Raw genomic sequence first — 26,589 nt, 5'->3', positions numbered from 1 at the left:
GTTTTGACCGATTTCAAAGAAGGCAGGATTTTACCGCAGACACGACCCTTTCGACATCTTCCGTATTCATTGCCGGGAATAATGGCAAAGTAACAATCTGTTTTCCTACACGTTCAGCAATCGGGAACATGCCATCGGTAAAGCCGCGCTGACGGTACATGCTGAACAGGTGGATGGCACGATAGTGATAACCCAGGCCGATTTGCTTGTCCAGCATTTGCTGCATGAAATGAGCGCGATTCACGCTTTCCGGCAAGACTACGTGGAACATATGCCAGTTGCTGTTTTCAAAATCGGCAATGGGCAGTTCCGCGCCTGTGGCTTGCTCGAAGTCGTTACCAAAGCTGGTGAAGTAATGTTTTGCCAGCGCTGCACGCCTGGCATTGAATTCTGCCAGATGCTTCATTTGCCCCAGGCCTATGGCGGCGGCGATATCGGTCATATTGTATTTACCACCCAGCACGTCCACATCGATACCGTCCAGACCACTGCGCGTCACACCTTGCAGGCGATATTTTTCAGCCTGGCGCGCTTCTTCCGCATTATTCAGTACCAGGCAACCACCTTCGCCAGTCATGATGTTTTTGTTGACCTGGAAACTGAACGAGGCAAAGTCACCAAATGAGCCGATGCGCTTGCCTTTCCAGCTTGAACCTATGGCTTGTGCGGCATCTTCGATTACACGCAATTTGTATTTGTCGGCAATGGCATACAGCTTGTCCATGTCGCAGGGCAGGCCGCACATGTGAACCGGGATGATGGCCCTGGTGCGTGGTGTAATGGCCGCTTCAAGTTTGTCCAGATCGATATTATGCGTTTTCGCATCAATATCGGCAAACACAGGAGTGGCCCCGGTTTCTATGATGACATTGGCAGTCGCCACCCAGGAATTGGGGGTGGTGATGACTTCATCACCAGCGCCTATGCCAGCGATACGCAGGGCGATTTCCATGGTACAGGTGCCAGAATTAAAGGTACGCACAGGACGGCCACCAAAATACTCAGACAACTGCTCTTCCAGTGCCTTGACCTTGGGGCCGCTGGTCAGCCAGCCAGAACGCAATACCTCTGCGACCGCAGCGATGGTTTCTTCATCAATGCTGGGTTTGGTAAAAGGCAGAAATGTGGGCGTGTCACTCATGGTGATCCTTTCTATACTATGCGTAAATATATTATTCTTTTGGAATGTTGTGCGTCTATGCTGTGTATATTGGCATAGTATCTATTTGGGTGTGACCAGGTTGGCGACGATAACGCGCCTTGGGTCCTGGCCTATCACCCGCATGGGGAAACCGGTGTTCTTCAAGTCTTCATAAATGTCGGTGCGCAATATGGCTACTGCCGGCTGGCCTTTATCCTGATGCGATTGCCATTTCTTGATGAAATCCTCACGCTTGGGTATCCATAGCTGTGGCTCATGTTCCAGTCCAAATTGCATTTCATCCGGAAATTCAACCAGTATCGTGGTGCGTTCCAGATAAAACGGCAAGGCCTGTTCATAGCGACCCACTGCATACAAGGGAGTGGCAGGATCTTTCAGTTCTGCACGCATGGCTGACAAATGCGCCGTGCCGGCAATGTATTTGCCCCATGGGTCATGCCCCTGGAAGGCGACCTGACCAAGCAGGTAACCCGCGCTTGCAATGGTGATGATGGCCCAGTCTTTTCCTGTCTCACCCCTGCGTAACAGGAACCAAGCCCCTATGCCACCAGCAATGGCGATCAGGCAAGTTGCTACCAGCCATGGTGCGAAAGCGTGATACAGCGGGATGTCATAGGCTTGCTTCACAGGATCGAGATTACCCAGGAAGTAAGCAAGAGCGCCCAGGCCTGCGATGCCGATGAGTATCAAAAGCGCGGCGCTGATTTTCACCGATTTATTGCCTGCAGCCTCGATATGAACCGCGATCAACAGTGCCAGTGCAGGGAAAATAGGCAATATGTAACCAGGCAATTTGGAGCCGGATATGCTGAAAAAGAAAAACAGGAATGCGGACCAGATCAACAGCATCTTGCGTGGCTGGAATTGCCCGGCAGCTTCACCCAGGCCAGTTTTCAAACCTTGTAGCAGCATGCCTATCCAGGGAATGATGCCCAGAATCAGTAAGGGGATAAAGTAATGCCATGCCCCGCCACGCTTGTGGACATTGCTGGTAAAACGGTCAAAATGTTCGTGAATGAAAAAGAAATGCGGATGCTCCGGATTTCTTATGGCAATCAAGATAAACCACGGTGCCGTGACAGCAAAGAACAGAATCAGGCCCTTGCCCATATGCAGACGCGTCCATAAGCCCAGATCGCGTGTCCATATCGTGTACAGAACCAGTACGGCACCAGGCAAGACAAAACCGATCAGACCTTTGGACATGGTGGCCAGCGCCATGCCCAGCCAGCATACCAGCATGGCATTTCTTTCCGTCGTGCTGCCTTTGCTGGCATGCTGCGCGACCAATAAACCGCACAGGCTTAAGGTCATCATGCCGGACAGGCCCATGTCAAGGGAATTGACATGACCCATGCCTGCCCAGTAAAAACTGGAACCCAGTACCAGCGCGGCGCTAATGCCTATGCGACGGCTGAAAACCTTGCTGCCGGTATAGGCCACTGCGGCCACACCCAGCAGGCCGCATGCACCCGTCCACAGGCGCGCCTGCCAGTCACCCAGGCCAAACAGGGCGAAGGTGAGGGCATTCATCCAGTTTTGCAGCGGCGGCTTTTCAAAATACTTGATGCCATTCAGACGCAGGGTAATCCAGTCACCCGTGGCCAGCATTTCACGTGCCATTTCGGCATAACGGCCTTCATCTGTCGGTACAAGGGTGCGTGATCCCAGCATATACAGCCAGATAGCCAGAAAGGCCAGGGCAACGGCCCACAGGGTGCGCGGTGAATCATAAGGGGATCGTTTCATGCGGGTTCCATAATCAGGGCCAGGGCGACTTTACGGCCTTCGGCCATGAGGATGTTGTAGGTCCGGCAGGCAGCCTGATTGTCCATGCATTCCACGCCTATGCGTCTGGCGGCCAGTGCAGCTGTCAGTTTAGGGTGAATAAAGCGCTGGCGGTTGCCGGTGCCGAGTATGACTACATCTGGTTCGGTCGCTTCGATTTGGGCGAAATCGGCTGCATTGAGCTGGTCAAAGCTCTGCGCTGACCATGCCTGCGGCTTGCTTTCGGGCAGCACAATCAGGCTGTAGTTGTAGCTGATCGCATTGATTTCCACACTGTGTTTGTCATAAGCAGTGATGGTCTGGTATTGCTGAGTGGCGGTGGAATGCAACTTCATCTATATGGCTCTATAGTTTAGGGCTGGAATAAGTGGCGCATTGTAACGTTTTTTACGCGGCTTCATGTGATGGGCTGTGTTGGCTATGGTTCTGCACTTACTTTCTGCACTTACTTTCTATACTTGCTTTCTATACTTGCTTTTCATGCTTACCTGGCAGACTCACTTGCCACTCCATGCGTCCCAGCCAACACGGGTGATTTTGGCTATGGTCAAATCTCTGGATGTATGGGGGGCCGTACTGTCTGTTAAAAAAACTGCCACTGCCATATGATTGCCATTGGGCAAGGTAACGATGCCTACATCGTTGTGGGCTGCAGTAAATCCATTCCGGGTGCCGGATGTGCCGGTCTTGTGGGCAACGATGGTTTCTGCTGGCAATAAACCCTTGATGCGGGCCGGGCCGTTATCAGTTTCCTGCATCCATTTCATCAGTAAATCGCGGCTTTTGGGGCTCAGGCCCTTGCCTTGCTGGAAAACTTGCAAGAGTTTGATCATGGCCTTGGGTGTGGCTGAATTGCGGTACTGCATAGTCCAGTTCTTGCCCATTTCTTTTTCTGTATCGACTACCTTGATGTCCTGTATGCCCAGTTGCTCCAGATATTGCATGACTATCGCCGGCCCGCCCAAGACGCGCAGCAAGACATCGCTGGCGGTGCCATCGCTGTCAACAATGGCGTGGCGCAGGAGTTTTCTCAGGTGCATGTCGATGTTTCCCTGAGGATGTTCGTCACGAATGGGGCTGTGCTGGCGTTCGCCAACCAGATCTTCTGGCGTGATGGTCACTTTCTGGTCAAGTTTGAGCTTGTGCTGATCAACCGCTGCCAGTGTGGCCATAACGATGGGAAATTTATACACACTTTGCATGGGCGCCGGTGCATCCGGGAAGAGCCACAGGCTTTGCCCGGTTTCCAGCACCAGCAGGCTGGCGCACAGCTTGCCGCCACTGTCCACCGCGATGGCCTCGAGCACATTTTGTGCCGTCGCCATGCCAGGGCACGTCAGTAACAGGTTGACTGATATCATCAGGGAAGCAAGTATTTTTTTCATGGGTATGATCTTTTTATTCAAGCAATACGGTAAAGGCAGGCGAGCACGTTACACTTTTGTCTCTGATTTTATTTTAAATAGGACTTACGCAAAACTGCCCCAGCTGCGTTGCAGCTCCTAGTCGTACTAAAGTACTGTCTTCGTCGCAGCGCCTTGCTGGGACAATTTTGCGTAAGTCCTATTAAAGACACTGTGCTGTAGTAACGTAACAACGTAACAGATTCTGTATTAATGCAATATTAATTTCATAACGATGATGAAGTTATCATTGATAAAAACCGGCGCTTTGTGCAGAATGGAACGTTCGGCAGTGCAGCATTTTCTGTATTGCGTCTTAATCAGGACAATGCAAGTGGTTTCCGGCCAAAAACGCGATTTGAGCGTGACGCCAGAGCAACTTGCTGGATGTCCTGTGAATATTATCAAGGATTGCAGCGGTGCGACCCATACAAAAATCACAAAAATTAGCAGACGTTTGTTATGACATCCGTGGCCCCGTCATGGAAAAAGCCAAACAGATGGAGGACGAGGGACACAAGATCATCAAGCTGAACATCGGCAATCTGGCCGTTTTCAACTTTGATCCGCCTGACGAAATCGTGCAGGATATGATACGCAATATGCAAAATGCCGCCGGGTATACTGATTCCAAAGGCATGTTTGCTCCGCGTAAAGCCATCATGCATTACACCCAGGAAAAACATATCCGTGGTGTGACCATCGAAGATATTTACATCGGCAATGGTGCTTCTGAACTCATCGTCATGGGCATGAATGCCTTGCTCAACAGCGGCGATGAGGTGTTGGTGCCTGCACCGGATTATCCTTTGTGGACGGCGGCAGTCAGCCTGTCTGGCGGCAAGCCCGTGCATTATGTCTGCGATGAATCGGCAGACTGGATGCCCGACATTGATGACATCAAAAGCAAGATTACGCCAAACACCCGCGCTATCGTGGTCATCAACCCGAACAATCCTACCGGTGCACTGTACCCGGTAGAGATTTTGCAGCAGATAGTGGAAGTGGCACGCCAGCATCAACTGATCGTCTTTGCCGATGAAATTTACGACAAGACCCTGTATGACGGCGAAGAACATACCTCGATCGCTTCGCTGGCGGATGATGTGCTGTTTCTGACCCTGAACGGTTTGTCGAAAAATTACCGTTCTTGCGGTTACCGCGCTGGCTGGATGGTGGTGTCCGGCGAAAAACGCCACGCTAAAGATTATATCGAAGGCCTGAATATGCTGGCGTCGATGCGTTTGTGTGCCAATGCTCCTGGTCAGTTTGCCATTCAGACCGCCCTTGGCGGCTACCAGAGTATCAATGACCTGGTAGGTCCTGGCGGACGGCTGTTGAAACAGCGTGACCTGGCGCACAAGCTGTTAACAAGTATTCCTGGTGTAAGCTGTGTCAAACCCAAGGCTGCACTATATATGTTTCCAAAACTGGATCCCTTGATGTACCCGATCAAGGATGACCAGGAATTTATCCATGAACTGCTGACCGAGCAGCGCGTGTTACTGGTACAGGGAACGGGATTCAACTGGATCAATCCCGACCATTTCCGTGTCGTGTTCTTACCCAACACGGATGATCTGACTGAAGCCTTCGGACGTATTGCGCATTTCCTTGAGGGATATCGACGACGTCACGGCACCAATTAATGGGATAGGCGCAAAACAGTGGTCAAGGTTTTGCCCAAGTCCTGATTAACATCCATTTATTGTTTAGAAATCATATGAAACCCATCAAAGTAGGCCTGTTAGGCATAGGCACCGTCGGCTCCGGCACTTTTAACGTCTTGAAGCGTAATCAGTTAGAGATTACGCGTCGCGCAGGTCGCTCGATTGAGATTGCCATGGTGGCAGACCTGAATGTTGAGCGGGCGCGCGAATTGACCAACGGTGAATGCGAAGTGGTAAGCGATGCCAATCTGGTTGTCACCAATCCGGATATTGATATCGTCATCGAACTGATCGGTGGCTATGGCATTGCCAAAGACCTGGTATTGAAAGCCATCGCCAACGGCAAGCACGTGGTTACTGCCAACAAGGCTTTGCTGGCTACCCACGGCAATGAAATTTTTAAAGCAGCGCAAGAAAAGTCAGTCATGGTGGCGTTTGAAGCAGCGGTTGCTGGCGGCATCCCCATCATCAAGGCTTTGCGTGAAGGTTTGACCGCCAACCGCATACAGTGGATCGCTGGCATCATCAACGGCACCACCAATTTTATCCTGTCGGAAATGCGTGACAAGGGCCTGGACTTTGCAACCGTACTGAAACAGGCGCAAGAACTGGGTTATGCCGAAGCCGATCCTACCTTTGATATCGAAGGCGTGGATGCTGCACACAAGGCTACCATCATGGCCTCGATTGCGTATGGTATCCCCATGCAGTTTGACAAAGCCCATGTCGAAGGCATCACCAAGTTGCAGGCCAGCGACATCCGTTATGCAGAAGAACTTGGTTATCGCATCAAATTGCTGGGTATCAGCAAGCGCACTGATGCAGGTATCGAGCTGCGTGTACACCCTACGCTGATCCCGGAAAAACGATTGATCGCCAATGTAGAAGGCGCGATGAACGCAGTACTGGTGCAGGGTGATGCCGTAGGTGCCACCCTGTATTATGGCAAAGGTGCAGGTTCCGAACCAACGGCATCGGCCGTGATTGCCGATCTGGTGGATATCACGCGTCTGGCGACAGCCGACCCGGAACACCGGGTTCCTTACCTGGCATTCCAGCCACATTCCCTCAGTGATTTGCCGGTGTTGCCGATGTCAGAAATCGTCACCAGCTATTACCTGCGCATGCATGTTGCTGACAAGCCTGGTGTACTGGCCGATGTCACCCGCATCCTGGCTGATTTGACGATTTCTATCGATGCCATGCTGCAAAAAGAACCGGCAGAGGGCGAAACACAGACCGACATCATCATCCTGACGCATCAGACCAAAGAGAAAAATATCGTCGCGGCGATAGAAAAAATCGAAAAACTTGATGCTGTGTTTGGTGCAGTCACCAAATTACGACTTGAAGAGTTGAGCTGATACCTGTTGGCGGGTCAGACATTGCGTGACTGTCTCTTATGATCTGCTATGATTTTCCATAGCTGCTAAAGCTGTGAAAGCGGCGTGACCATGAAATAATGGTTGCGCCGTTTTCCATTTCAGACTGGATGACATGAAAAATCTTTCGCTGTCCCATTTGCTTGCCTATGCCCTGTTTGGTTTTCCGCTGGCGATGGTGGCGTTGCCTATTTATGTTTATGTCCCGCAATTTTATGCCGATCGTTTTGGCATGTCCCTGACCATGATAGGGACAGCCTTATTGCTGACCCGGGTAATGGATGCTTTCATTGACCCTTATATCGGCAAGTTGATAGACCGTCGTCCGCACGGGCGTGGTTTTGCCCCCTATATTGTGGTGGCACTGCCTTTGCTGATATTGGGATTTATTGGCCTGTTTCATCCACCTTTGTCTATTCAACACCTGGCCTTTGGCTGGTTTTTTATAACGCTGATCATCGTTTATTCCGGCTTCAGTATCGCCAGCATTGCGCATCAGAGTTGGGGCGCTGCGTTAACCCAGGAACCAGGGCAAAGGGTCAGGCTGACTGCTTTTCGTGAAGCTTTCGGCTTGTGTGGTGTCATCGTCACTGCGCTGATCACCCAATTTGGTAATGCCAGTGCATTGGCAGCGGCGTTGACACTGACCTTGCTGGCAACGGGGTGGCTGTTGACGAAAAAGACACCGGCCATTATCAGAAACCAGGCAGCAAAACATCATTCTTTGAAGTTGAAAGAATTATTTGCTGACCGCTGTTTTCGCGCTTTATTTTCGGTGTTTGTGATGAATGGTATTGCCGCTGCCATACCGGCAACCCTGTTTTTATTTTTTGCCAGGGACAGATTGCAGATCGCACATTTGTCCGGCATCCTGCTTTTGCTGTATTTTGTGGCAGCTGCCCTGTCCATGCCGTTGTGGACCTATCTGGCAAAAAAACAGGGAGAGGTGAGGGCGTGGCTGATGGCCATGCTCTTGTCCATCGCCAGTTTCATGTGCGTGGTCGGTTTGGGGGCGGGTGACAGCCTGGCATTTTCAATTATCTGCATTTTTTCGGGAATGAGCCTGGGCGCTGACCTGGCTTTGCCGCCTGCCATTCTTGCGGGTGTGATTCACGCTGCTGGGCATAGCGAAAAAAACGAGGCGAGTTATTTTGGCGTCTGGAACTGGGCAACAAAAATGAATCTTGCTCTTGCTGCCGGCCTGTCCTTGCCCTTGCTGGAATTTTTGGGGTACGTGCCCGGTGTCAGCACGCCAGGAGGTTTACAGGCATTGACTATCGCTTATGCAGTATTGCCCTGCATATTAAAATTGATTGCCGCCGTTCTGCTATGGCGGGCTCCATTGCGAAAAGTCTGAGGCATGTGCCGGTGGCTTCAGCGGTCGGTCTGCGATCAGCGCAACAGTTTTTCGTGAAATTCTGCCGGATAGTCCTTGTGGACCTTCAGCACCGTTGTGACCCTGGTGCCATAGTCTGGCGACACGATGCAGGGTGATGACAATAATCTTTCCATCTCGAACGAGATGCCGGTATCCGGCAGGCGGCAATCGGGTGCCGGTGTGGTATTGGCCAATACTTCAAAATAGGCATCCACCGGCGCACGCTGACAAATCATGCTGGCAAATTCTGCCTTGGTTCTGACAACTTTTGGCCACGGGGTATCCAGCGACGCATTGGAAATACCGTAAATGCCAGGCGGCAGTGGCTGGCCGTTGCGCTCGTCATCCTGATGTCGGTTTGAAAACCAGATCAGGTCTTCCTGATCACCCAGCAGCAGATTGAAGCCGTTATAGTCAGCCACCTGATCACGGATGCTGGCAATATAGTCTTGTGCGCTGAGCGCACTGTTGAGGTAATTGGCGACCAGTTCACCACGCGATGGTGCGTCTTCACGGCGTTCGGCAGGGGCGCGGATATTGGTGATGGCGGCAAATTTGGTGGTCAGGCTGTCAGCACCATTTTGACTGGTGATGCCCATCCAGGTGCCGCCAGACTGCAAGTCACGGCCTGCAAAGATATGCGGATTATCTTCCCACCAGCTTGCAGCAGCAGCGGGGCGCTCATAGAATTCATCACGATTACCCGCAAAAATCAGCGGTGTGCAGGGTATCAGTTTCCAGGCAAAAACAATCAGGCACATAAGCTCACATCCATAAAATATTCCATATGTCGTTCACCCTGCAGCAATTCGGATAAACGGGTTTGGGCATACGCTTGTGCCAGTTGCTGTTCAAAGTCCGGGCTGACCTGACGATGCACTTCCATCCAGGTGTGCAGGCCATCTTGCGCAGATGGCCTTCTTTGCAAACCATGGGCATTGCCAGACTGTTGTCGCATATGGTCCTGGAGCAGTTGTTCCTGAAGGATCACTTCAGTCTCCTGGCTGCTCATGGTTTTAAAGTAGATATAACAATCCATATCGGCGGTCTTTATCGTTTCTGGTCTTGCATGCTTCATGGATGCAGTCAGTGTTGTCAGTTATTGCGTAATGTCCAAAATTTCGTAAGGCAAGGGCAGTAACGCAAGCTCTGTGCCAGTAGCTGAACCCAGATGCAGTTTGCCTTCTTGTTGATCACTTAATTTCATTTCTATCAATGCCAGGCTGCTGTCAGTCTGTTCTTCTTCGGCGTTGACTACCATGCCACAAGGCTGGCTTGCATCATCGCTATGGAAAATTTCCGTGCCCGGCAATACCTGCCCGGCGGCTATTCTGGCCAGGCCCATACGGCGCTTTAACTTCCCCAGATACTGGCTACGCGCAACAATTTCCTGTCCGGGATAACATCCCTTCTTGAAGTTAACGCCGCCTATCAGTTCAAAGTTGACCATTTGCGGAACAAATTGTTCTTGCGTAGCCGGAAGGATGATCGCGATACCGGCCTGTATATCCGTCAGACGCCAGGCTGCCGTGTTCACGACCTGTAACTGGCTGCTGAGTGCAGGCCAGGCTTGCTGTGCCAGTTCAGGCGAGGTAATCCATTGAAAACGCGCGTGTTGTTCTGCATCCGGCAAGCGCAACAAACTGCCTGATGCATTAGTGACTTGCGTATTTGCCGTGGTGGGCAATTGCGGGAACCAGTTTTGCAGCACGCCAGCAGCGGCTGCACCACCCAGGCCCAGTACTACTTGTTCAGAATTACTATCCAGCAGTTTGGCTTTTGCTCTTAATACAAACATTTGCAGACGTTTTTGCACTGCGGCTTGCAGAGGGCGGGATAGCTGCAAGACTATGCCTTGCTCGTTTTTCCAGTACAGAAAACTGGCCAGCATGCGCCCTTTAGGCGTGCAATAGGCTGCGCGACGCACATCCGTGGCATTCAGATGTTCTACATCGTTGCTTAATTGATTGTGCAAAAAGCTGCCGGCATCCTCGCCGGTGACCAGGATCAGGCCAAGGTCTGTCAAAGGGGCGACAAAGCCGGTTTGCAAGGCACTGGATTGCCAGTGAGGCGCAAATCCCCGGGTATCACCGTTTTCAATGACAGCGCCCTGGCCGGACAAAAATTCTTCCCAGATCATATTAATATACTCACTCTTCTTTGCTGATTCGCTTATTGTTCGTACTGGCCTTACAATACCGCCTGCACCTGTTCAGGCGAATTATAGTAGCGTCCGCAAAATTGCGTCAGAACACACTCAATTTTTAAATAAGCTGCCTGCATGGGATTCATAAAAAAACTTTTTGTCTTGCTGATACTGCTGGCATGCGCTGCCGGTTATGGATTCTATTCCTGGGTGCAGCAACCGCTGTTTGAGGACAGGCCGACCATAGAATTTGCGATCAAGCCAGGTAGCAGTGTGCGTGCTTCGGTCCGCCAGATCCAGGATGCCGGTGTGCCGGTCAACCCCATGTTGCTGGAAGCGCTGGCCCGGGTTTTGGGCAAGGCCAACCAGGTAAAGGCCGGGTCTTACGAAATTGAAGCGGGCAAGACACCGCAGGATTTGCTGAATAAAATCGTCAATGGTGACTTTTCCATGGCCAGCCTGGCCATCATCGAAGGCTGGACCTTCCAGCAAATGCGCAAGCTGGTCGATGCCCATCCTGCTATCAAGCATGAAACCCTGGGCTTGAGCGAAGCCGACCTGATGCGCAAGATCAGTCCTGAATTCAGTCAGGCAGAGGGATTGTTCTTTCCGGACACCTACCGGTTTGCCAAAGGCAGCTCGGATGTACAACTGTATCAGCAGGCCCACACGCAATTATTGAAAAAACTCGATGATGCATGGAAAAAGCGTGAGTCTGATCTGCCGTATAAAAACCGTTACGAAGCGCTGACCATGGCCTCCATCATCGAAAAAGAGACGGGCCAAAAGTCGGAACGTAATATGATCGCGGCAGTGTTTATCAACCGCTTGCGGATCGGCATGCTGTTGCAGACTGATCCTACCGTCATTTATGGCATGGGCGAGCGGTATCAGGGCAAAATATACAAACGTGACTTGTTGACGGATACGCCCTATAACACTTATACCCGTGCCGGTTTGCCACCGACACCGATTGCCTTGCCGGGTATGGAGTCGCTGGCAGCCGCATTTAGCCCGGCCAAAAGTGATGCCTTATACTTTGTGGCGCGTGGCAATGGTACCAGCCAGTTTTCACATAATCTGGATGACCATAATCGTGCCGTTAATAAGTATCAGCGTTGAAATATCAGCGTTGAAAAGCCAGCGCTGAAATACCAGCACCAGAAATAGTAATAACGACCCCATCTTCAAAAAATATGCAGAGCAAGAACCAAACAGGAAAATTCCTTACCTTTGAAGGCATAGACGGTGCCGGCAAATCGACGCATATCGCTTATGTCGCCGAGTATCTACAGGAAAAACTCCAGAAACGTGGCATAAAAGTCATTTGTAGTCGTGAACCTGGGGGTACACCCCTGGGCGAAACCTTGCGCGCGCTACTGCTGCAACACAAGATGCACCTGGAAACAGAAGCCCTGTTGATGTTCGCCGTAAGGCGTGAACATCTGGCGCAACTAATACAGCCTGCGCTGGAACGGGGCGACTGGGTGATTTCTGACCGCTTTACCGACGCCACTTTTGCGTACCAGGGTGGCGGCAGGAAATTGCCGCTGGATAAACTGAATGCGCTGGAACAATGGGTGCACCCCGATCTGCAACCAGACCTGACCCTGTTGTTTGATGTACCACTGGAAGTGGCCAGGGCACGCCTTGATGCGACCCGCGACCTGGATAAATTTGAACAGGAAAAGGCCGATTTCTTTGCGGCCACCAGGCAGGAATATCTGCGTCGTGCAGCAGAATTTCCGCAGCGTTTCAGGATCATCGATTCGACTCAAAGCATCGCCGACATACGCCTGCAACTGGATAAATTGATGGATGAGCTGCTGGATAGCGCTCAGTCGGCAGCATGACCCATCCACTTTACAGCTGGCAGCAAGACGCCTGGCAGCAATTGCAGGCACTGGGGCAACGTTTGCCACATGCTTTTCTGTTGCATGGCCCGCAAGGTATAGGCAAGACGGTGTTTGCCGAACACCTGGCGCAATCCCTGCTGTGTGAAAGCCCGGGTGAGGGTGGCCATGCCTGCCAGCAATGCGGTTCCTGCGGCTGGTTTGCCCAATACAGCCATCCTGATTACCGTCGCGTACGTCCAGAATTGCTGGACGAAGATGAAGCACAGTCCGGTGAGGCAGATGCAGAACCGGTCAGCAAAACCACCAAAGCCAGCAAGGCACCATCGAAAGAGATTGTTATCAATCAGATTCGTGCCCTGTCGGATTTCATGAATATATCTACGCACCGCAGCGGCAGGCGGGTCATCGTCCTGTATCCGGCGGAAGCGCTGAATGTGCCGGCTGCGAATGCCTTGCTGAAATCGCTGGAAGAGCCAAATCCGAATACCGTGTTTATCCTGGTGTCAAACAGCATAGACCGTTTGTTGCCGACCATCTTGTCACGTTGCCACAAGTTTCCGCTTGGTTTGCCCGATCCGGCCATTGCGCTGAAGTGGCTGCAGCAGCAAGGCGCGCGCGATGCTGATGTATGGCTGGCGCAGCAGGGCGGGGCACCGCTGGCGGCTTTCGAGATGGCACAGTCGGATTTGCGTGCGGACCTAGATGAGTTTTTGGGGTATCTGAGCAAACCAGGCACAGAGCTTAGCCTCAGGACTGCCGATAAAATGCAGAAAATGGACATGCCAGTCGTCGTTGGATGGCTACAGCGCTGGCTTTACGATATATTTTCCTATAAACAAAGTGGCAGAATCCGGTATCATCCTCGCTATGAAAAGGAGTTGAGAGCCTTGTCGTTGCAAGTGAATGAAGCTGTTTTGCAGAAATTCATCAAGAATTGCAATGAAAGACAGGCCATTGCCAGCCACCCTTTATCCGCCAAATTGTTTTTGGAGGATATGTTGCTGGAATACTCTGCACTATTTGATTAAAGCATTGCGAAAGCCAGAAAAATGTCAGATTTACCAGCAGATCCCAGTGTTCCGCTCAATATACCTTCACCCAATCGTCCTTCGGTGCTGTCTTTGGCCATCAAGGAAAAAGCAGCCTTGTTTGCTGCTTACATGCCGTTTTTGAAAAATGGCGGGATTTTTGTTCCCACCAATAAAACCTATCGTCTGGGCGAAGAGATTTATCTGATTTTGACTTTGCTCGATGATCCGAACAAATATCCTATTGCCGGCAAGGTGGCATGGATTACGCCAGCCGGGGCTGGTAACAACAAGTCGCAGGGAATAGGCGTGCACTTCCCGGATGACGAGAGTGGCACCCGCATACGCCTGCGTGTGGAAGAGTTACTTGGCGCTGCGGTACGTTCGTCCAGAGCTACCCATACACTTTGAGTCTGAGCAGATGTCGCAAGCATTTACACACCGTTTGGCAAGTTTTGATGACTTGCCGCAAATCGTCGCCATTTATAATTCCACAGTAGCTTCGCGTGAGGTGACTGCCGATACCGAACCTGTCAGTGTTGAATCCCGGCACGCCTGGTTTCATGAACATCGCCCTGAAACACGTCCGCTCTGGGTCTGCGAGCAGGGTGGTCAGGTCATAGGCTGGCTGTCGTTTTCCAATTTTTACGGCAGGCCTGCTTATTCAGGTACGGCCGAATTGTCGATATACCTGCATGAAGCCGCCCGGGGAAAAGGGCTGGGACGGTATTTTTTAAGCCAGGCTATTGCCTTTGCGCCTTCCATTCATGTGCATACCCTGCTTGGTTTTATTTTTGGTCACAATCTGCCCAGCCTGAAATTATTCGCTGCATTTGACTTTGAAACCTGGGCCAATATGCCACGCGTCGCCACACTGGATGGCATAGAGCGCGATTTAATCATTCTCGGCAAGCGTGTAGTCTGAGCCTGTCAGCAGCATCAGCACGGTTCCTGAAGCTTCACCTTGTTGTCATTTTCAAACGGCTTGCCATGCAAGTCGTTGTTTCTTATTTTTTGAAGGTTTTTCATTATGCTCAGCTATCGTCACGGCTTTCATGCGGGCAATCATGCCGATGTACTTAAACATTTTGTCCTGGTCCAGTTGCTGGAATACATGGGGCAAAAAGACACGGCCTATTCCTACATAGACACACATGCCGGGGCTGGCCTGTATTCTTTGGACAGTGGTTATGCCAGCAAGAATGCAGAGTACGAGACCGGTATTGCCCCCTTGTGGGACAGGAAAGATCTGCCCGAGGCAATGGCTTCCTACATGAAGCTGATCAGGGACCTGAACCCGAGTGGCAAGATGCGTTACTACCCTGGTTCACCGTATTGCGCCAACACTATCCTGCGTGAGCAGGATCGCTTGCGCCTGTTCGAATTGCACCCCAGTGAAATCAAGATACTTGCCGAAAACTTCCGCAAGCTGGATGCCCATGCAGCGGAGCAAGGGCGCCGTACAACCGTGCGTGGCAAGCGTGTGATCATTTCTGCCGGCGATGGCTATGAAAGCATGAAGGCACTGCTGCCACCGCCATCACGGCGTGGCCTGGTACTGATCGATCCTCCGTATGAGGTCAAAGATGATTACCGTCGCGTCAAGGTGTGCCTGGAAGATGCGCTGAAGCGCTTCCCTACAGGTACATTTGCAGTCTGGTATCCGGTATTGCAAAGACAGGAGTCACGCAGCCTGCCTGAAAAACTCAAGCGCCTGCAGTCCAATAGCTGGCTCAATGTAACGCTGTCCATCAGTGGTCCTACACCAGATGGTTTTGGCTTGCACAGCAGCGGCATGTTCGTCCTCAATCCACCCTGGACCCTGGTTGCCACACTGCGGGAAGTCATGCCTTACCTGGTCAGCGTATTGGGCCGGGATTCCAGCGCCAATTTTGTGCTGGAATCCGGTGATGGGCCGATGCCAGTCAGACGTCAAGGGAAATAGATGCTAAATTAAGTACGGTGGAAGCGGACAAAAAAGAGAGACGAAATAATAAAACTCGCTTTTGCGATACAAGTCCCGATTCATGATTGTTGCGATGCGGAAGATCGATTCTTCCGCATTTTTGTTTATGGAGAACGAAAAACAGGAAAGTTGTGGGTGCTCCTGGTTGTGCGTTGCGGAAGAAATACTGATTGACGAATTAGTACGGTCGTACAAAAATCGGTAAAGAATAAAATTCAGCCTAACAGGTGATCAGCAAAGTAATCCATAACGTCGCATCTTTCAGGAGAACAAATGTCGTCTTACCCGATGAGCCCTTTGATGGGGCAAATGATGAGCAAGCCCATGCTTATTTCCAGCCTTATCGAGCATGCCGATCGTTATTTCGGAAAAAACGAAATCGTTTCCCGTCGCGTTGAAGGTGATATTCATCGCTACAATTACACCGAATGCCACAAGCGCGCAAAAAAACTGGCAAATGCTTTCGCCGGTATGGGTGTCAAAATGGGCGACCGTATCGCCACCCTGGCCTGGAATGGCTACCGTCATCTGGAAGCTTATTACGCCGTATCCGGCTCTGGCGCTGTTCTGCATACCATCAACCCCAGATTGCATCCAGAACAGATTGCCTACATCGCCAACCATGCCGAAGACCAGTACCTGCTGTTCGACATCACTTTCCTGCCTATCGTGGAGGCAATTGCCAGTCATTGTCCGCTGATCAAGGGTTACATCATGATGTGCGATCGTGACCGGTTGCCTGCCGACAGCAAAATCCCTAACCTGATGGCGTATGAAGATGTGATCGATGCCAACAGCGAAGATTTTGTCTGGCCAATATTTGACGAAAATTCTGCGTCCAGCCTGTGCTATACCTCGGGCACAACAGGTAACCCTAAGGGCGCGCTGTATTCGCATCGTTCCACCATCCTGCATTCCTACGCTTCCTCACTGCCTGACGGCTTGAATGTCTCGGCCCGTGACTCGGTCTTGCCGGTCGTACCCATGTTCCACGTGAATGCCTGGGGCCTGCCGTACTCTGCGCCACTGAATGGTTCCAAGCTGGTATTCCCAGGCCCGAATCTGGATGGTAAATCCCTGTATGAATTGTTTGAACAGGAAAAAGTGACTTTCTCGGCTGGCGTGCCTACGGTATGGCTGGGTCTGCTGACTTATGTGGCACAAAATAATCTGAAATTTTCGAGCTTCAAGCGTACGGTGATTGGCGGTTCAGCCTGCCCACCGGCGATGATGAAAACCCTGCGCAATACCTATGGCGTGGAAGTGGTTCATGCCTGGGGCATGACAGAGATGTCACCACTGGGCACAGCGGGTACGCTGATGGCCAAGCACACTGATCTGGACGAAGACGAAAAGCAGTCCATATTGCAAAAGCAGGGGCATGTATTGTACGGCGTTGACATGAAAATCGTGGACGACGCTGGCAAGGAATTGCCATGGGACGGTAAAACCTATGGCAATTTGCTGGTCAAGGGACAATGGATTATTGACCATTATTATAAAAACGAAGGCGGTGATGTACTTGAAGATGGCTGGTTCCCAACTGGTGACGTGGCAACCATAGACGGTGATGGCTATATGCAGATCACTGACCGCAGCAAGGACGTGATCAAGTCCGGCGGTGAATGGATAGGCACGATAGATCTGGAAAATGTGGCGGTATCACATCCGGCAATTTTGCAGGCAGCATGCATAGGTGTGTTCCATCCCAAGTGGGATGAACGTCCTTTGTTGCTGGCAGTGAAAAAGCCGGGAGCCGAAGTCAGCAAAGAAGAGCTATTGCAATATTTTGATGGCAAGGTCGCAAAATGGTGGTTGCCGGATGACGTGGTGTTTATCGACAGCCTGCCTTTGGGCGCAACCGGCAAAATTTTGAAAAATAAACTCAGGGAGCAATTCAAGGAACATAAACTACCAACTGCATAGGAAGTGACGGGCTGCGCGTGGTTCTATGAATCCTGCCGTGGCCTGTGAAGTGGCGATAAAACGAAAAAAATCTAGATTCCAAACTACGAGAATACCGGAGAGAGACAAATGAAATTTCCTTTACGTGCAAGCCTTGCTGCAGTCGCTTTAACCTTCGCCGTACCAGCGGTCATGGCAGATACCATCAAGATCGCTTATATCGATCCATTGTCAGGTCCATTTGCACCAGTTGGACAAAACATCCTGAATTCTTACCAGTACATCGCCGATAAGGCGAATGCAGACAAATGGGCTGGTGAGCATAAATTTGAAGTGGTCGGCTTCGATAACAAGGGCAGCACACAGGAATCCCTGAACGTGTTGAAAACCGTCATCGACAAAGGCTTCCGCTATATCACCCAGGGTAATGGCTCGGGTGTGGGGCTGGCGTTGCTGGATGCGGTCAACAAGCACAATGAGCGCAATCCGGGCAAGGAAATCATCTACCTGAACCATGCTGCGGTTGATCCTGACATGACCAACAGCAAATGCAGCTACTGGCATTTCCGTTTTGACTCCAATTCAGACATGAAAATGGAAGCCCTGACGACTTTCATGGCTGCTGACAAGAATATCAAGAAGGTCTATATCATCGGCCAGAACTATTCTTTCGGTCAGCAGGTGACACGTGCTGCCAAGGAATACCTGGCGCGCAAACGTCCTGACATACAGATCGTAGGCGATGACTTGCATCCTATCGGCCAGGTCAAGGACTTCTCACCTTACGTGGCAAAAATCAAGGCGTCCGGTGCTGATACCGTGATTACAGGTAACTGGGGTGCCGATCTGGCCTTGCTGATCAAATCCGCCAAAGATGCAGACCTGAAAGCCAATTTCTATACCTACTATGCCGCAACGACTGGTGTGCCGACTGCCATGGGTGCTGCCGGTGTGGACCGAGTCAAGTATGTGGGTTACTGGAATCCGAATAATGAAACCTTCTCCGGCAAGGATATTGTTGAAGGCTTCAAGAATAAATACAAGGATGACTACTACGCTATCGCGACCTATTCTGTGATCGCAGCGATGTCCCAGGCTGTCAAACAGGCCAAGTCCATCGAGCCTGCAAAAGTGGCGGTTGCCCTGGAAGGCTTGAATTTCAAGAGCCTTAATGGCGACGACATGATGCGCAAGGTGGATCACCAGATCCAGCAACCGCTGTACATCGCCACCTGGGTTAAAACTAATGGCAAGGATGTCAAGTTTGATCAGGAAAATACAGGCATGGGCTGGAAAACCAATCAGAAGATCGATTCTTTTGTCGCTTCCCAGCCATCTTCTTGTCAAATGAAACGCCCTGGCTAAGTAACGCAGAGAAGAGAGGCGCTTGTATAGTGTCCTCTCTTTTTTTACCTATAAATAGTACGATCGTTCAAGAATTTTCTGAAAAGGATCTTTGCTGTGGAATTCACACTGATCACTTTGTTGAATGGCGTCAGTTACGGCCTGCTGTTGTTTATGCTGTCGTCGGGACTAACGCTGATATTCAGCATGATGGGCGTACTTAATTTCGCCCATGCCAGCTTCTATATGCTGGGAGCCTATTTTGCCTATGCCATCAGTGTCAAAATCGGTTTCTGGCCTGCCTTGGTTCTCGCCCCACTGGTGGTTGGCTTTCTCGGCGCCATGGTGGAGCGTTATGGTCTGCGTTCTGTCCATAAATACGGCCACATTCCGGAACTATTGTTCACCTTCGGTTTGTCGTACGTAATTGTGGAGTTGGTGCAACTGATCTGGGGGCGCTCAACCGTGCCTTATCCCATCCCGGCCGCACTGGATGGACCATTGTTCACGCTGTATACCACTACTTTCCCCATGTATCGTGGCTTCATGATGCTAGTGGCTTTATTGATGCTTGCATCGATTTACCTTTTGCTGACCCGTACCCGCATTGGTCTGGTGATACAGGCAGCGCTGACCCATCCGGATACGGTGGAAGCACTGGGACACAATGTGCCACGTGTTTTCATGCTGGTATTTGGCGGTGGCTGTGCTTTGGCCGGCCTGGCTGGTGTGGTGGGTGGCAATGCCTTTGTCACTGAACCGGGCATGGCAGCCACGCTGGGCAGCATCATTTTTGTGGTGGTGGTCGTTGGTGGCATGGGCTCGCTGGCAGGTGCTTTCGTGGCGTCGTTGCTGATCGGGGTCTTGCAAACTTTTGCCGTGGCACTGGATTATTCATTTGTGTCCCTGTTTTCGGTGTTCGGCATGTCAATAACAGCCAGCGCACCAGGCTATTCACTGCTGAGCCTGACCATTGCCCAGGTCGCGCCGATATTGCCGTATCTCTTATTGGTACTCATCCTGATTTTCAGGCCCAGAGGTTTACTCGGTACGCGTGAAGGATAAAAGATGAGCAAACCTTTAGTATTCAAACCCATTAATATTGCCCGCTGGCTGATCTGGAGCGGCTTTGCAATCCTGCTGATTGTCACTCCCCTGATCTTCAGTAGCGGTGGTTCGCTGTCGCTGCTGTCACAGATCGGTACGGTGATGATCTTTGGCCTGTCGTTCAATATGTTATTGGGGCAGGGAGGTATGCTGTCCTTTGGTCATGCCGTGTATTCTGGATTAGGGGCATTTTTCGCCATTCACGCCATGAATCTGATAGCGGCTGGCAGCATGGTATTTCCCATCACCCTGATACCTTTGATCGGTGGTATCGCCGGCATGTGCTTTGGCATTCTGTTCGGTTATGTCACGACCAAAAAATCAGGAACCACGTTTTCCATGATCACTCTCGGCATGGTGGAACTGGTGTTTGCCTGCTCGCTGATGTTCCCCAGCTTTTTTGGTGGTGAAGGCGGCATTTCCACCAACAGGGTGATTGGCCAGTCATTCCTGGGCATCACTTATGGACCGCAAATCCAGGTGTATTACCTGATCGCCTTCTGGTTGTTCATCAGCACCATAGGCATGTATGCATTTACCCAAACCCCGCTGGGGCGTATGGTCAATGCCGTACGTGATAATCCTGAAAGGGTGGAATTTGTTGGCTATGACACCCAGTGGGTACGTTACCTGACCTTGATATTGTCTGCATTTTTTGCCGGTATTGCTGGTGGATTGTCAGCCATCAATTTCGAGATCGTCACGGCAGAAAATGTCAGTGCCGTGCGTTCTGGTGCGGTGCTGTTGTTCACCTTTATCGGCGGTGTCGGTTTCTTCTTCGGTCCCTTGATTGGTGCGGTGATCGGTGTGTTCCTGACAGTCATGCTGTCTGATCTGACCAAGGCATGGCAGTTGTATCTGGGTGTGTTTTTTATCCTGATCGTCATGTATACGCCGGGTGGTATCGCCAGCATCATCATGATGAATCTGCGCGTGGCCAAGTTTGGCATGTTCAAACGGGTCTGGCCTGCCATGTGGAAACTGGTACTGGCAGGGGCATTTACCACCTTTGGCATCATCATTGGCGTGGAAATGCTGTATCAGCGTACGCTGGAAGCTACCCAAAGTTCGATTATCAACCTGTTTGGCGTGACCGTAGATACGGCCAGCCACACGGCATGGCTGGTAACTTTAGTCATTATCGCGGTGGGGATCTTTGCCTGCTCCAGGCTTAAAGGTGGCTTTAGCCGTCACTGGGGCGATGTGAACACAGAAATTGAAGAACAGATGCGGAGGGCGCAAGCATGAGTGGCTTTTCGCTGGAATTAAAAGAAGTACGCAAGTCTTTTGGCAGTGCAGAAATCATCCGTGGCGCCACTTTGCAAGTGCCAAAAGGCGAGCGTTTTGCCATTATCGGTCCTAACGGTGCGGGTAAATCGACGCTGTTCAATCTGATTTCAGGCCGTTTCCCGATTACCTCGGGCGATATTTTACTGAACGGTGAAAGCATCAGCGGCTTGAAACCGTATGAAATCAACCGTCGTGGTTTGTCACGCAGCTTTCAGATCACCAATATCTTCCATCGCCTGTCGGTGTATGAAAACCTGCGTTGTGCCGTACTGTGGTCCTTGGGGTACAAGTATTCTTTCTGGCACAGGCTGGGTGGTTTGAAAGATGCACACGAAAGGGCTGAAGCAGTGCTGGAGCAAATCGGTCTGAAACGTCGGCGCAATATCACCGCTGGCCTGCTGACTTATGCTGAGCAGCGGGCGCTGGAAATCGGCATCACCATTGCCGGTGGTGCAGACGTCATTTTGCTGGATGAGCCGACCGCTGGCATGAGTCGCTCTGAATCAGATGCCGCAGTGGAACTGATACGCAAGGTCACAGTCGGCAAGACACTGCTGATGGTCGAACATGACATGAGCGTGGTGTTTGGCCTGGCCGATAAAATTGCCGTGGTGGTGTATGGTGAAGTGATTGCCTGTGACACCCCGGCCAATATCCGCAATAATCAAAAAGTCAAGGATGCCTATTTAGGTGGGCATGCACCGGCGGAGGTTGAATGAGTCTGCTAACGATAAAAAATTTGAATGCCTTTTATGGCAAGAGCCATGTACTGCATGGTGTGGACATGCACGTTAACCCTGGTGAAATTGTCAGCTTGCTGGGACGCAACGGGGTAGGGCGTTCGACTACGGTGAAGGCGACCATGGGGCAGGTGGATGCAACAGGTTCCATCATGTTCAAGGGAGAAGAGATCATCGGTTTGAAAGCCTTCCAGATTGCCCATCGTGGTCTGGGTTATGTGCCTGAAAACAGAGATATCTTCCCCTCCCTGACGGTAGAGCAAAACCTGATGCTGGGTGAAAAATCCGGCCGCGACAAAAACAGCAAACCACGCTGGAGCATGGAAGACATGTACCAGATGTTCCCACGCCTGCGTGAACGCAGGAATACCCAGGCTGGCGTCATGTCGGGTGGTGAGCAGCAAATGCTGACACTGTGCCGTACCCTGATGGGGGATCCGGACCTGATCATGATCGATGAGCCGACCGAGGGCCTGGCACCAAAGATTGTGGAACTGGTGGCGGAATACCTGAAGGAATTGAAAAATCGCGGCATCTCGGTCTTGCTGGTGGAGCAAAAACTGGCGATTGCCCTTGAAATTTCACAGCGGGTGTATGTAATGGGACATGGCAGTATCGTATTTGAAGGCAGTCCGGCAGATTTGCGGGCAAATGAAAACATACGCAAGGAGTGGCTGGAGGTGTAAGCCCTTGTCGGGTGACCGCCAGGTCATTATCCGTTTCCCCAGTCGTGCAGGTTCTGATGACTGGGGGATGGATGCCAGCATTCCGGGCACTTCAAGCCTGCCAGGTGACGTATTGAAAGTCTATCAAAAAAATTTTAGATTAAAATAATACGATCGTTCTATTTTGAGGTATAGTAAGGACAGCATCGCTTTTACATCCTGCTTTACAGATACCAGACAGTTGCATGGCCATGATGCCGGGCAAAGGGAATCCAAACCGCATTTCTAATATAGGAAGAGACATGAGCGCAGAATACCAAGTGAATGGCAATATTGCCGTTATTACCCTGAACAATCCCCCCGTGAATGGTCTCGGTCATTCCACGCGTACGGCAATTGTTAACGGGATGAAGCAGGCCCTGAATGATGATGCCGTCAAGGCCATTGTGATTACCGGTGCGGGCAAGGCGTTTTCTGGCGGTGCAGATATCAAGGAATTCAATTCCCCGAAAGCATCTGCCGAACCCAGCCTGCATACTGTCATCAATGTGGTGGAAGGTTCTACCAAACCTGTGGTTGCCGCAATCCATACCGTCTGCATGGGTGGTGGCCTGGAACTGGCGCTGGGTTGTAACTACCGTGTTGCCGCCAAAGGTGCGCAGATAGCCTTGCCGGAAGTTAAACTGGGTATCTTGCCTGGTGCTGGCGGTACACAGCGCCTGCCACGCGTACTGGGTCTGGAAATGGCTTTGAACATGATCGTTTCTGGTACACCTGTACCATCTGAAAAACTGGCCAGGACAGCCATTTTTAACGAAGTAGTGGAAGCCGATGTGTTGACTGCTGCCCTGGCTTTTGCAGCTAAAGTGGCTGATGTGCGCCCGTTGCCACGCGTGCGTGATATCAAGATCGATTACCCCAACTACGAAGCTTACCTGCAGTTCTCACGCAATACCGTGCGCGCCATGGCAGGGCCTTTCCCGGCGCCGTTGAAATGCGTGGAAGCCGTAGCCGCAGCAGTTACCAAAAAATTTGATGATGGCATTAAATTTGAACGTGAACTGTTCGTTGACCTGGTGCAGACTACCGAATCCAAAGCCTTGCGTCATGCCTTCTTTGGTGAGCGTGCGGCCAGTAAGCTGCCTGATGTGCCAGAAGATACGCCGACACGCCCGATTAAATCGGTTGCCGTTATCGGTGCCGGCACCATGGGTGGTGGCATTGCCATGAATTTTGCGAATGCCGGCATACCGGTGCAAATCCTGGAAATGAAACAGGAAGCGCTGGAAAAAGGCCTGGCCACCATCCGTAAAAATTATGAAAACACCCTGAAAAAAGGCAAGCTGACGCAAGAGAAATTTGAACAGCGCGTAGCGCTGATCACTGGTACTTTGGCGTATGAAGACATAGCGCAGGCAGATATCGTGATTGAAGCAGTATTTGAAGACATGGGCGTTAAAGAACAGGTCTTCAAGAAACTGGATGAAGTCATGAAACCAGGTGCGATCCTGGCATCGAATACCTCTACGCTGGATGTTGACAAGATTGCCGACTTTACCAAACGCCCTGAAGATGTCATCGGTACCCATTTCTTCAGTCCGGCCAATGTCATGAAGTTGCTGGAAATTGTACGCGGTAAGAAAACTGCCAAGGATGTGCTGGCAACCGTATTGGGCCTGTCCAAGAAAATCAAAAAAACCGGCGTGGTATCCGGCGTTTGCGATGGCTTCATAGGTAACCGCATGATAGAACAATATAGCCGTCAGGCCGGCTTCTTGCTGGAAGAGGGCTGTACACCGGAACAGGTTGACAAGGCGGTAGAAAAACTCGGCTTTGCAATGGGACCTTTCCGCATGGGCGATCTGGCGGGTAATGACATCGGTTGGTATATCCGCAAGCGTCGTTACGTGGAAAAGCCACAGATCACTTACTCTAAAACAGCGGATCTGTTATGCGAAATGGGACGCTACGGTCAAAAGACTGGCGCTGGCTGGTATGACTACAAACCCGGTGACCGCAAAGCCTATCCTTCTGCTGTTGTGAATGACATGATCATCAAGCATTCTGCTGATCTGAGTGTCGAGCGTCGCAAGATTTCCGATCAGGAAATCGTCGAACGCCTGATATTCGCACTGGTGAATGAAGCGGCGTATATTCTGGAAGAAGGCATTGCGACCAGAGCATCAGATATCGACATGGTTTACCTGACAGGCTACGGCTTCCCTCTGCATACCGGCGGCCCTATGTTCTATGCGGACACGGTAGGTTTGACGAACGTGGTCATGTCCATGGAAAAATATGCCAAAGGTCGTCATGGCGATGCCTGGAAACCAGCGCCACTGCTGGCCAAACTGGCAGCAGAAGGTAAAACTTTCAACTAAGTTTTATTCAGATTTGAAATAAATATAATAATAAACAGGTAGCAATTCTGTAAGCGGTTGATCTGAATGATCAACCGCTTTTTTGTTACATGCCATATTGACTACCAGCTCAGCTAGCTTTGGCTATTCGGATGCGTCCAACGATAGCTGCGGGATTGCTGTCATCAATATCGATACGGGTGCCAAATTTCTCGCTAAGTGATTGTAATGTAGTGAGAATTTTTCTTGCCTGTGCGTCATCCGCCAGTGCCGGTAAACCGCGTGTTTGCATGAACACAGCTTGGGCACCATTTTCATTCAGGACAACCGGTGTCAGTTTGATGGATCTGATGGTGTGTGGATTTGCGTCATCATATTCCAGTTCAGCCATTACCGATTCCCATACTTCTGGTTGATAGAAATTGACTTTCCTGGTCTGGAAAAAGAAATTACCCAAGCCATAGAAAATCGGTTTCCCCTGGTAAATTTCTATGCCCTGCAAACGTGGTTCACCGTGTGAAAAATACACGTCTGCACCGCGCTCTATACAGTAGTGTGCAAAATCTAACCGCCATTGTTCGATACCGCCAGCCAGGTTGACCTGTTTCTGGTTCCAGTGGTGGTTGTGGTGGTAGGCGACCACGATTGCCTGTTGCTTGCGTGCTTTGGCGATGCTTTGCTCAATGCGCTGCCGGTCTTCGCTGTTAACTGTATTGGCGGTATCGTCGGTGACGGACAGGGTATTCACACCCACTGCTGTTTTCTTTGCCTGTAGTTTCACCTTGTCGGTAGCAAAGGCAATCAAGGCAACTGAAGCTAGCTGCTGACCCGGCAATTTGCCGGACTTGACCGGCAGATAGCGAGGTGCACTTGCCGCAAGCTCATCGCCTACACCTGCCAGGGGAATGTTCAAATCCTGAAAGAGGGTGATCAGCGATGTGATTCCTGGCACACCATTGTCGCTGACATGGTTGTTGGCGGCGGCAAACATCGCCTGATTCGGGGCGAAGCGGATTTTCCGGGTAATCAGATCGACGATGCTGTCACGGTCCACTTCGTGGAAAAAATCGCTGTCTTTGTCGCGTCCCGGCTCAACCTCACGGGCCTGGGTGGAATCGATTTTCAGCGCCGATTCCAGTTCCAGGATGACCGTGTCACTGCTGCGCATGAGTGCAAAAACGCTGTCCAGTTGTCGCCTGATCTTTTGCAATTCCACATTGTTGGCATACCCCGGTGCATCATAGGTGGCCAGGTTGTGCTGCAACATCACCTGGCCAGTCAGCAAAATATGATGCCCGCCCGTTTGCGCCGCGCTGGTCTGGCAAAACAAACCAAGCAGCATTGCAAAAAGAGCAGGCCAGACGACTCGTCTACGCTGTTTCATCATGTTCCCTTATTC

Annotated in this window: 24 protein-coding genes; 16 read left to right on the top strand and 8 right to left on the bottom strand. The window is 51.1% G+C overall.

Annotated features, from left to right (window positions below; genetic code table 11):
• Nucleotides 1-13: 13 nt before the first annotated feature.
• The 4 genes from H8L32_RS00285 to bla form a co-directional block, all read right to left on the bottom strand.
• Nucleotides 14-1,141, bottom strand: a complete 1,128-nt coding sequence (locus tag H8L32_RS00285; RefSeq protein WP_186945175.1) for a DegT/DnrJ/EryC1/StrS family aminotransferase — start codon at nt 1,139-1,141, stop codon at nt 14-16.
• 81 nt (nt 1,142-1,222) lie between these two features.
• Nucleotides 1,223-2,911: a glycosyltransferase family 39 protein gene (locus tag H8L32_RS00280; RefSeq protein WP_186945174.1), complete on the bottom strand. Its 1,689-nt coding sequence runs from the start codon at nt 2,909-2,911 to the stop codon at nt 1,223-1,225.
• Complete coding sequence (locus H8L32_RS00275; RefSeq protein WP_186945173.1) at nt 2,908-3,285, bottom strand: Mth938-like domain-containing protein; 378 nt, start codon at nt 3,283-3,285, stop codon at nt 2,908-2,910. Before H8L32_RS00275 ends, H8L32_RS00280 begins: the two co-directional genes overlap by 4 nt.
• 162 nt (nt 3,286-3,447) lie before the next feature.
• Nucleotides 3,448-4,335, bottom strand: coding sequence for a class A beta-lactamase (bla, locus tag H8L32_RS00270; RefSeq protein WP_222619114.1), 888 nt, complete (start codon nt 4,333-4,335; stop codon nt 3,448-3,450).
• Nucleotides 4,336-4,772: 437 nt separating this feature from the next.
• Here bla and H8L32_RS00265 point away from each other — a divergent pair, with 437 nt between their 5' ends.
• The 3 genes from H8L32_RS00265 to H8L32_RS00255 all read left to right on the top strand — a co-directional run bounded on the left by H8L32_RS00265 (nt 4,773) and on the right by H8L32_RS00255 (nt 8,762).
• On the top strand, nt 4,773-6,002 hold the full coding sequence (locus tag H8L32_RS00265; protein ID WP_186945172.1) for a pyridoxal phosphate-dependent aminotransferase: 1,230 nt from the start codon (nt 4,773-4,775) through the stop codon (nt 6,000-6,002).
• Between the two features lie 74 nt (nt 6,003-6,076).
• Nucleotides 6,077-7,387: a homoserine dehydrogenase gene (locus tag H8L32_RS00260; RefSeq protein ID WP_186945171.1), complete on the top strand. Its 1,311-nt coding sequence runs from the start codon at nt 6,077-6,079 to the stop codon at nt 7,385-7,387.
• Nucleotides 7,388-7,520: 133 nt separating this feature from the next.
• Nucleotides 7,521-8,762: an MFS transporter gene (locus H8L32_RS00255; protein ID WP_186945170.1), complete on the top strand. Its 1,242-nt coding sequence runs from the start codon at nt 7,521-7,523 to the stop codon at nt 8,760-8,762.
• A gap of 35 nt (nt 8,763-8,797) precedes the next feature.
• Here the strand turns inward: H8L32_RS00255 and H8L32_RS00250 are convergent, their stop codons facing one another.
• The 3 genes from H8L32_RS00250 to ygfZ are packed head-to-tail and all read right to left on the bottom strand — an operon-like array spanning nt 8,798 to nt 10,923.
• Nucleotides 8,798-9,544, bottom strand: a complete 747-nt coding sequence (locus H8L32_RS00250; RefSeq protein WP_186945169.1) for an NRDE family protein — start codon at nt 9,542-9,544, stop codon at nt 8,798-8,800.
• Complete coding sequence (locus H8L32_RS00245; protein ID WP_268977610.1) at nt 9,535-9,822, bottom strand: DUF4936 family protein; 288 nt, start codon at nt 9,820-9,822, stop codon at nt 9,535-9,537. The genes H8L32_RS00250 and H8L32_RS00245 overlap by 10 nt, the downstream gene beginning before the upstream one ends.
• 60 nt (nt 9,823-9,882) lie before the next feature.
• Nucleotides 9,883-10,923, bottom strand: a complete 1,041-nt coding sequence (ygfZ, locus tag H8L32_RS00240; protein ID WP_186945167.1) for a CAF17-like 4Fe-4S cluster assembly/insertion protein YgfZ — start codon at nt 10,921-10,923, stop codon at nt 9,883-9,885.
• Between the two features lie 141 nt (nt 10,924-11,064).
• On the opposite strand from ygfZ, the gene mltG reads away from it, so the two are divergent.
• From mltG to H8L32_RS00175, 13 genes are all read left to right on the top strand, one after another.
• Nucleotides 11,065-12,051, top strand: coding sequence for an endolytic transglycosylase MltG (gene mltG, locus H8L32_RS00235; protein ID WP_186945166.1), 987 nt, complete (start codon nt 11,065-11,067; stop codon nt 12,049-12,051).
• Between the two features lie 74 nt (nt 12,052-12,125).
• Nucleotides 12,126-12,782, top strand: coding sequence for a dTMP kinase (tmk, locus tag H8L32_RS00230; protein WP_186945165.1), 657 nt, complete (start codon nt 12,126-12,128; stop codon nt 12,780-12,782).
• Entirely contained in the window at nt 12,779-13,813 is a 1,035-nt protein-coding gene (gene holB / locus H8L32_RS00225; protein ID WP_186945164.1) for a DNA polymerase III subunit delta', read from the top strand. The genes tmk and holB overlap by 4 nt, the downstream gene beginning before the upstream one ends.
• A 21-nt stretch (nt 13,814-13,834) precedes the next feature.
• Nucleotides 13,835-14,224: a PilZ domain-containing protein gene (locus tag H8L32_RS00220; RefSeq protein WP_186945163.1), complete on the top strand. Its 390-nt coding sequence runs from the start codon at nt 13,835-13,837 to the stop codon at nt 14,222-14,224.
• A 10-nt stretch (nt 14,225-14,234) separates the two neighbouring features.
• Entirely contained in the window at nt 14,235-14,738 is a 504-nt protein-coding gene (locus tag H8L32_RS00215) for a GNAT family N-acetyltransferase (protein WP_186945162.1), read from the top strand.
• A 105-nt stretch (nt 14,739-14,843) separates the two neighbouring features.
• Nucleotides 14,844-15,758 carry a 23S rRNA (adenine(2030)-N(6))-methyltransferase RlmJ gene (locus H8L32_RS00210; protein WP_186945161.1) on the top strand — a complete coding sequence of 305 codons (915 nt, stop codon included), beginning with the start codon at nt 14,844-14,846 and terminating at the stop codon, nt 15,756-15,758.
• Nucleotides 15,759-16,052: 294 nt separating this feature from the next.
• Complete coding sequence (locus H8L32_RS00205; RefSeq protein ID WP_329605143.1) at nt 16,053-17,705, top strand: 3-(methylthio)propionyl-CoA ligase; 1,653 nt, start codon at nt 16,053-16,055, stop codon at nt 17,703-17,705.
• Between the two features lie 108 nt (nt 17,706-17,813).
• A complete protein-coding gene (locus H8L32_RS00200) occupies nt 17,814-19,049 on the top strand; it encodes a branched-chain amino acid ABC transporter substrate-binding protein (protein WP_186945160.1) in 1,236 nt (411 codons plus the stop codon).
• Between the two features lie 96 nt (nt 19,050-19,145).
• Nucleotides 19,146-20,093 carry a branched-chain amino acid ABC transporter permease gene (locus tag H8L32_RS00195; RefSeq protein WP_186945159.1) on the top strand — a complete coding sequence of 316 codons (948 nt, stop codon included), beginning with the start codon at nt 19,146-19,148 and terminating at the stop codon, nt 20,091-20,093.
• Nucleotides 20,094-20,096: 3 nt separating this feature from the next.
• Entirely contained in the window at nt 20,097-21,383 is a 1,287-nt protein-coding gene (locus H8L32_RS00190) for a branched-chain amino acid ABC transporter permease (RefSeq protein WP_186945158.1), read from the top strand.
• On the top strand, nt 21,380-22,144 hold the full coding sequence (locus tag H8L32_RS00185; protein WP_186945157.1) for an ABC transporter ATP-binding protein: 765 nt from the start codon (nt 21,380-21,382) through the stop codon (nt 22,142-22,144). Before H8L32_RS00190 ends, H8L32_RS00185 begins: the two co-directional genes overlap by 4 nt.
• Nucleotides 22,141-22,851 carry an ABC transporter ATP-binding protein gene (locus H8L32_RS00180; RefSeq protein WP_186945156.1) on the top strand — a complete coding sequence of 237 codons (711 nt, stop codon included), beginning with the start codon at nt 22,141-22,143 and terminating at the stop codon, nt 22,849-22,851. The genes H8L32_RS00185 and H8L32_RS00180 overlap by 4 nt, the downstream gene beginning before the upstream one ends.
• 281 nt (nt 22,852-23,132) lie before the next feature.
• The gene (locus H8L32_RS00175) at nt 23,133-25,211 is read left to right on the top strand and encodes a 3-hydroxyacyl-CoA dehydrogenase NAD-binding domain-containing protein (RefSeq protein ID WP_186945155.1); all 2,079 of its coding nucleotides are present in this window, start codon (nt 23,133-23,135) and stop codon (nt 25,209-25,211) included.
• Between the two features lie 109 nt (nt 25,212-25,320).
• On the opposite strand, the gene H8L32_RS00170 is transcribed toward H8L32_RS00175, so the two are convergent.
• Complete coding sequence (locus H8L32_RS00170; RefSeq protein ID WP_186945154.1) at nt 25,321-26,574, bottom strand: CapA family protein; 1,254 nt, start codon at nt 26,572-26,574, stop codon at nt 25,321-25,323.
• Nucleotides 26,575-26,589 lie beyond the last annotated feature (15 nt).

This window comes from Undibacterium hunanense, from assembly GCF_014284335.1.
Lineage (GTDB): Bacteria > Pseudomonadota > Gammaproteobacteria > Burkholderiales > Burkholderiaceae_D > Undibacterium > Undibacterium hunanense.
This window is presented reverse-complemented; position numbering and strand designations above follow the sequence as displayed.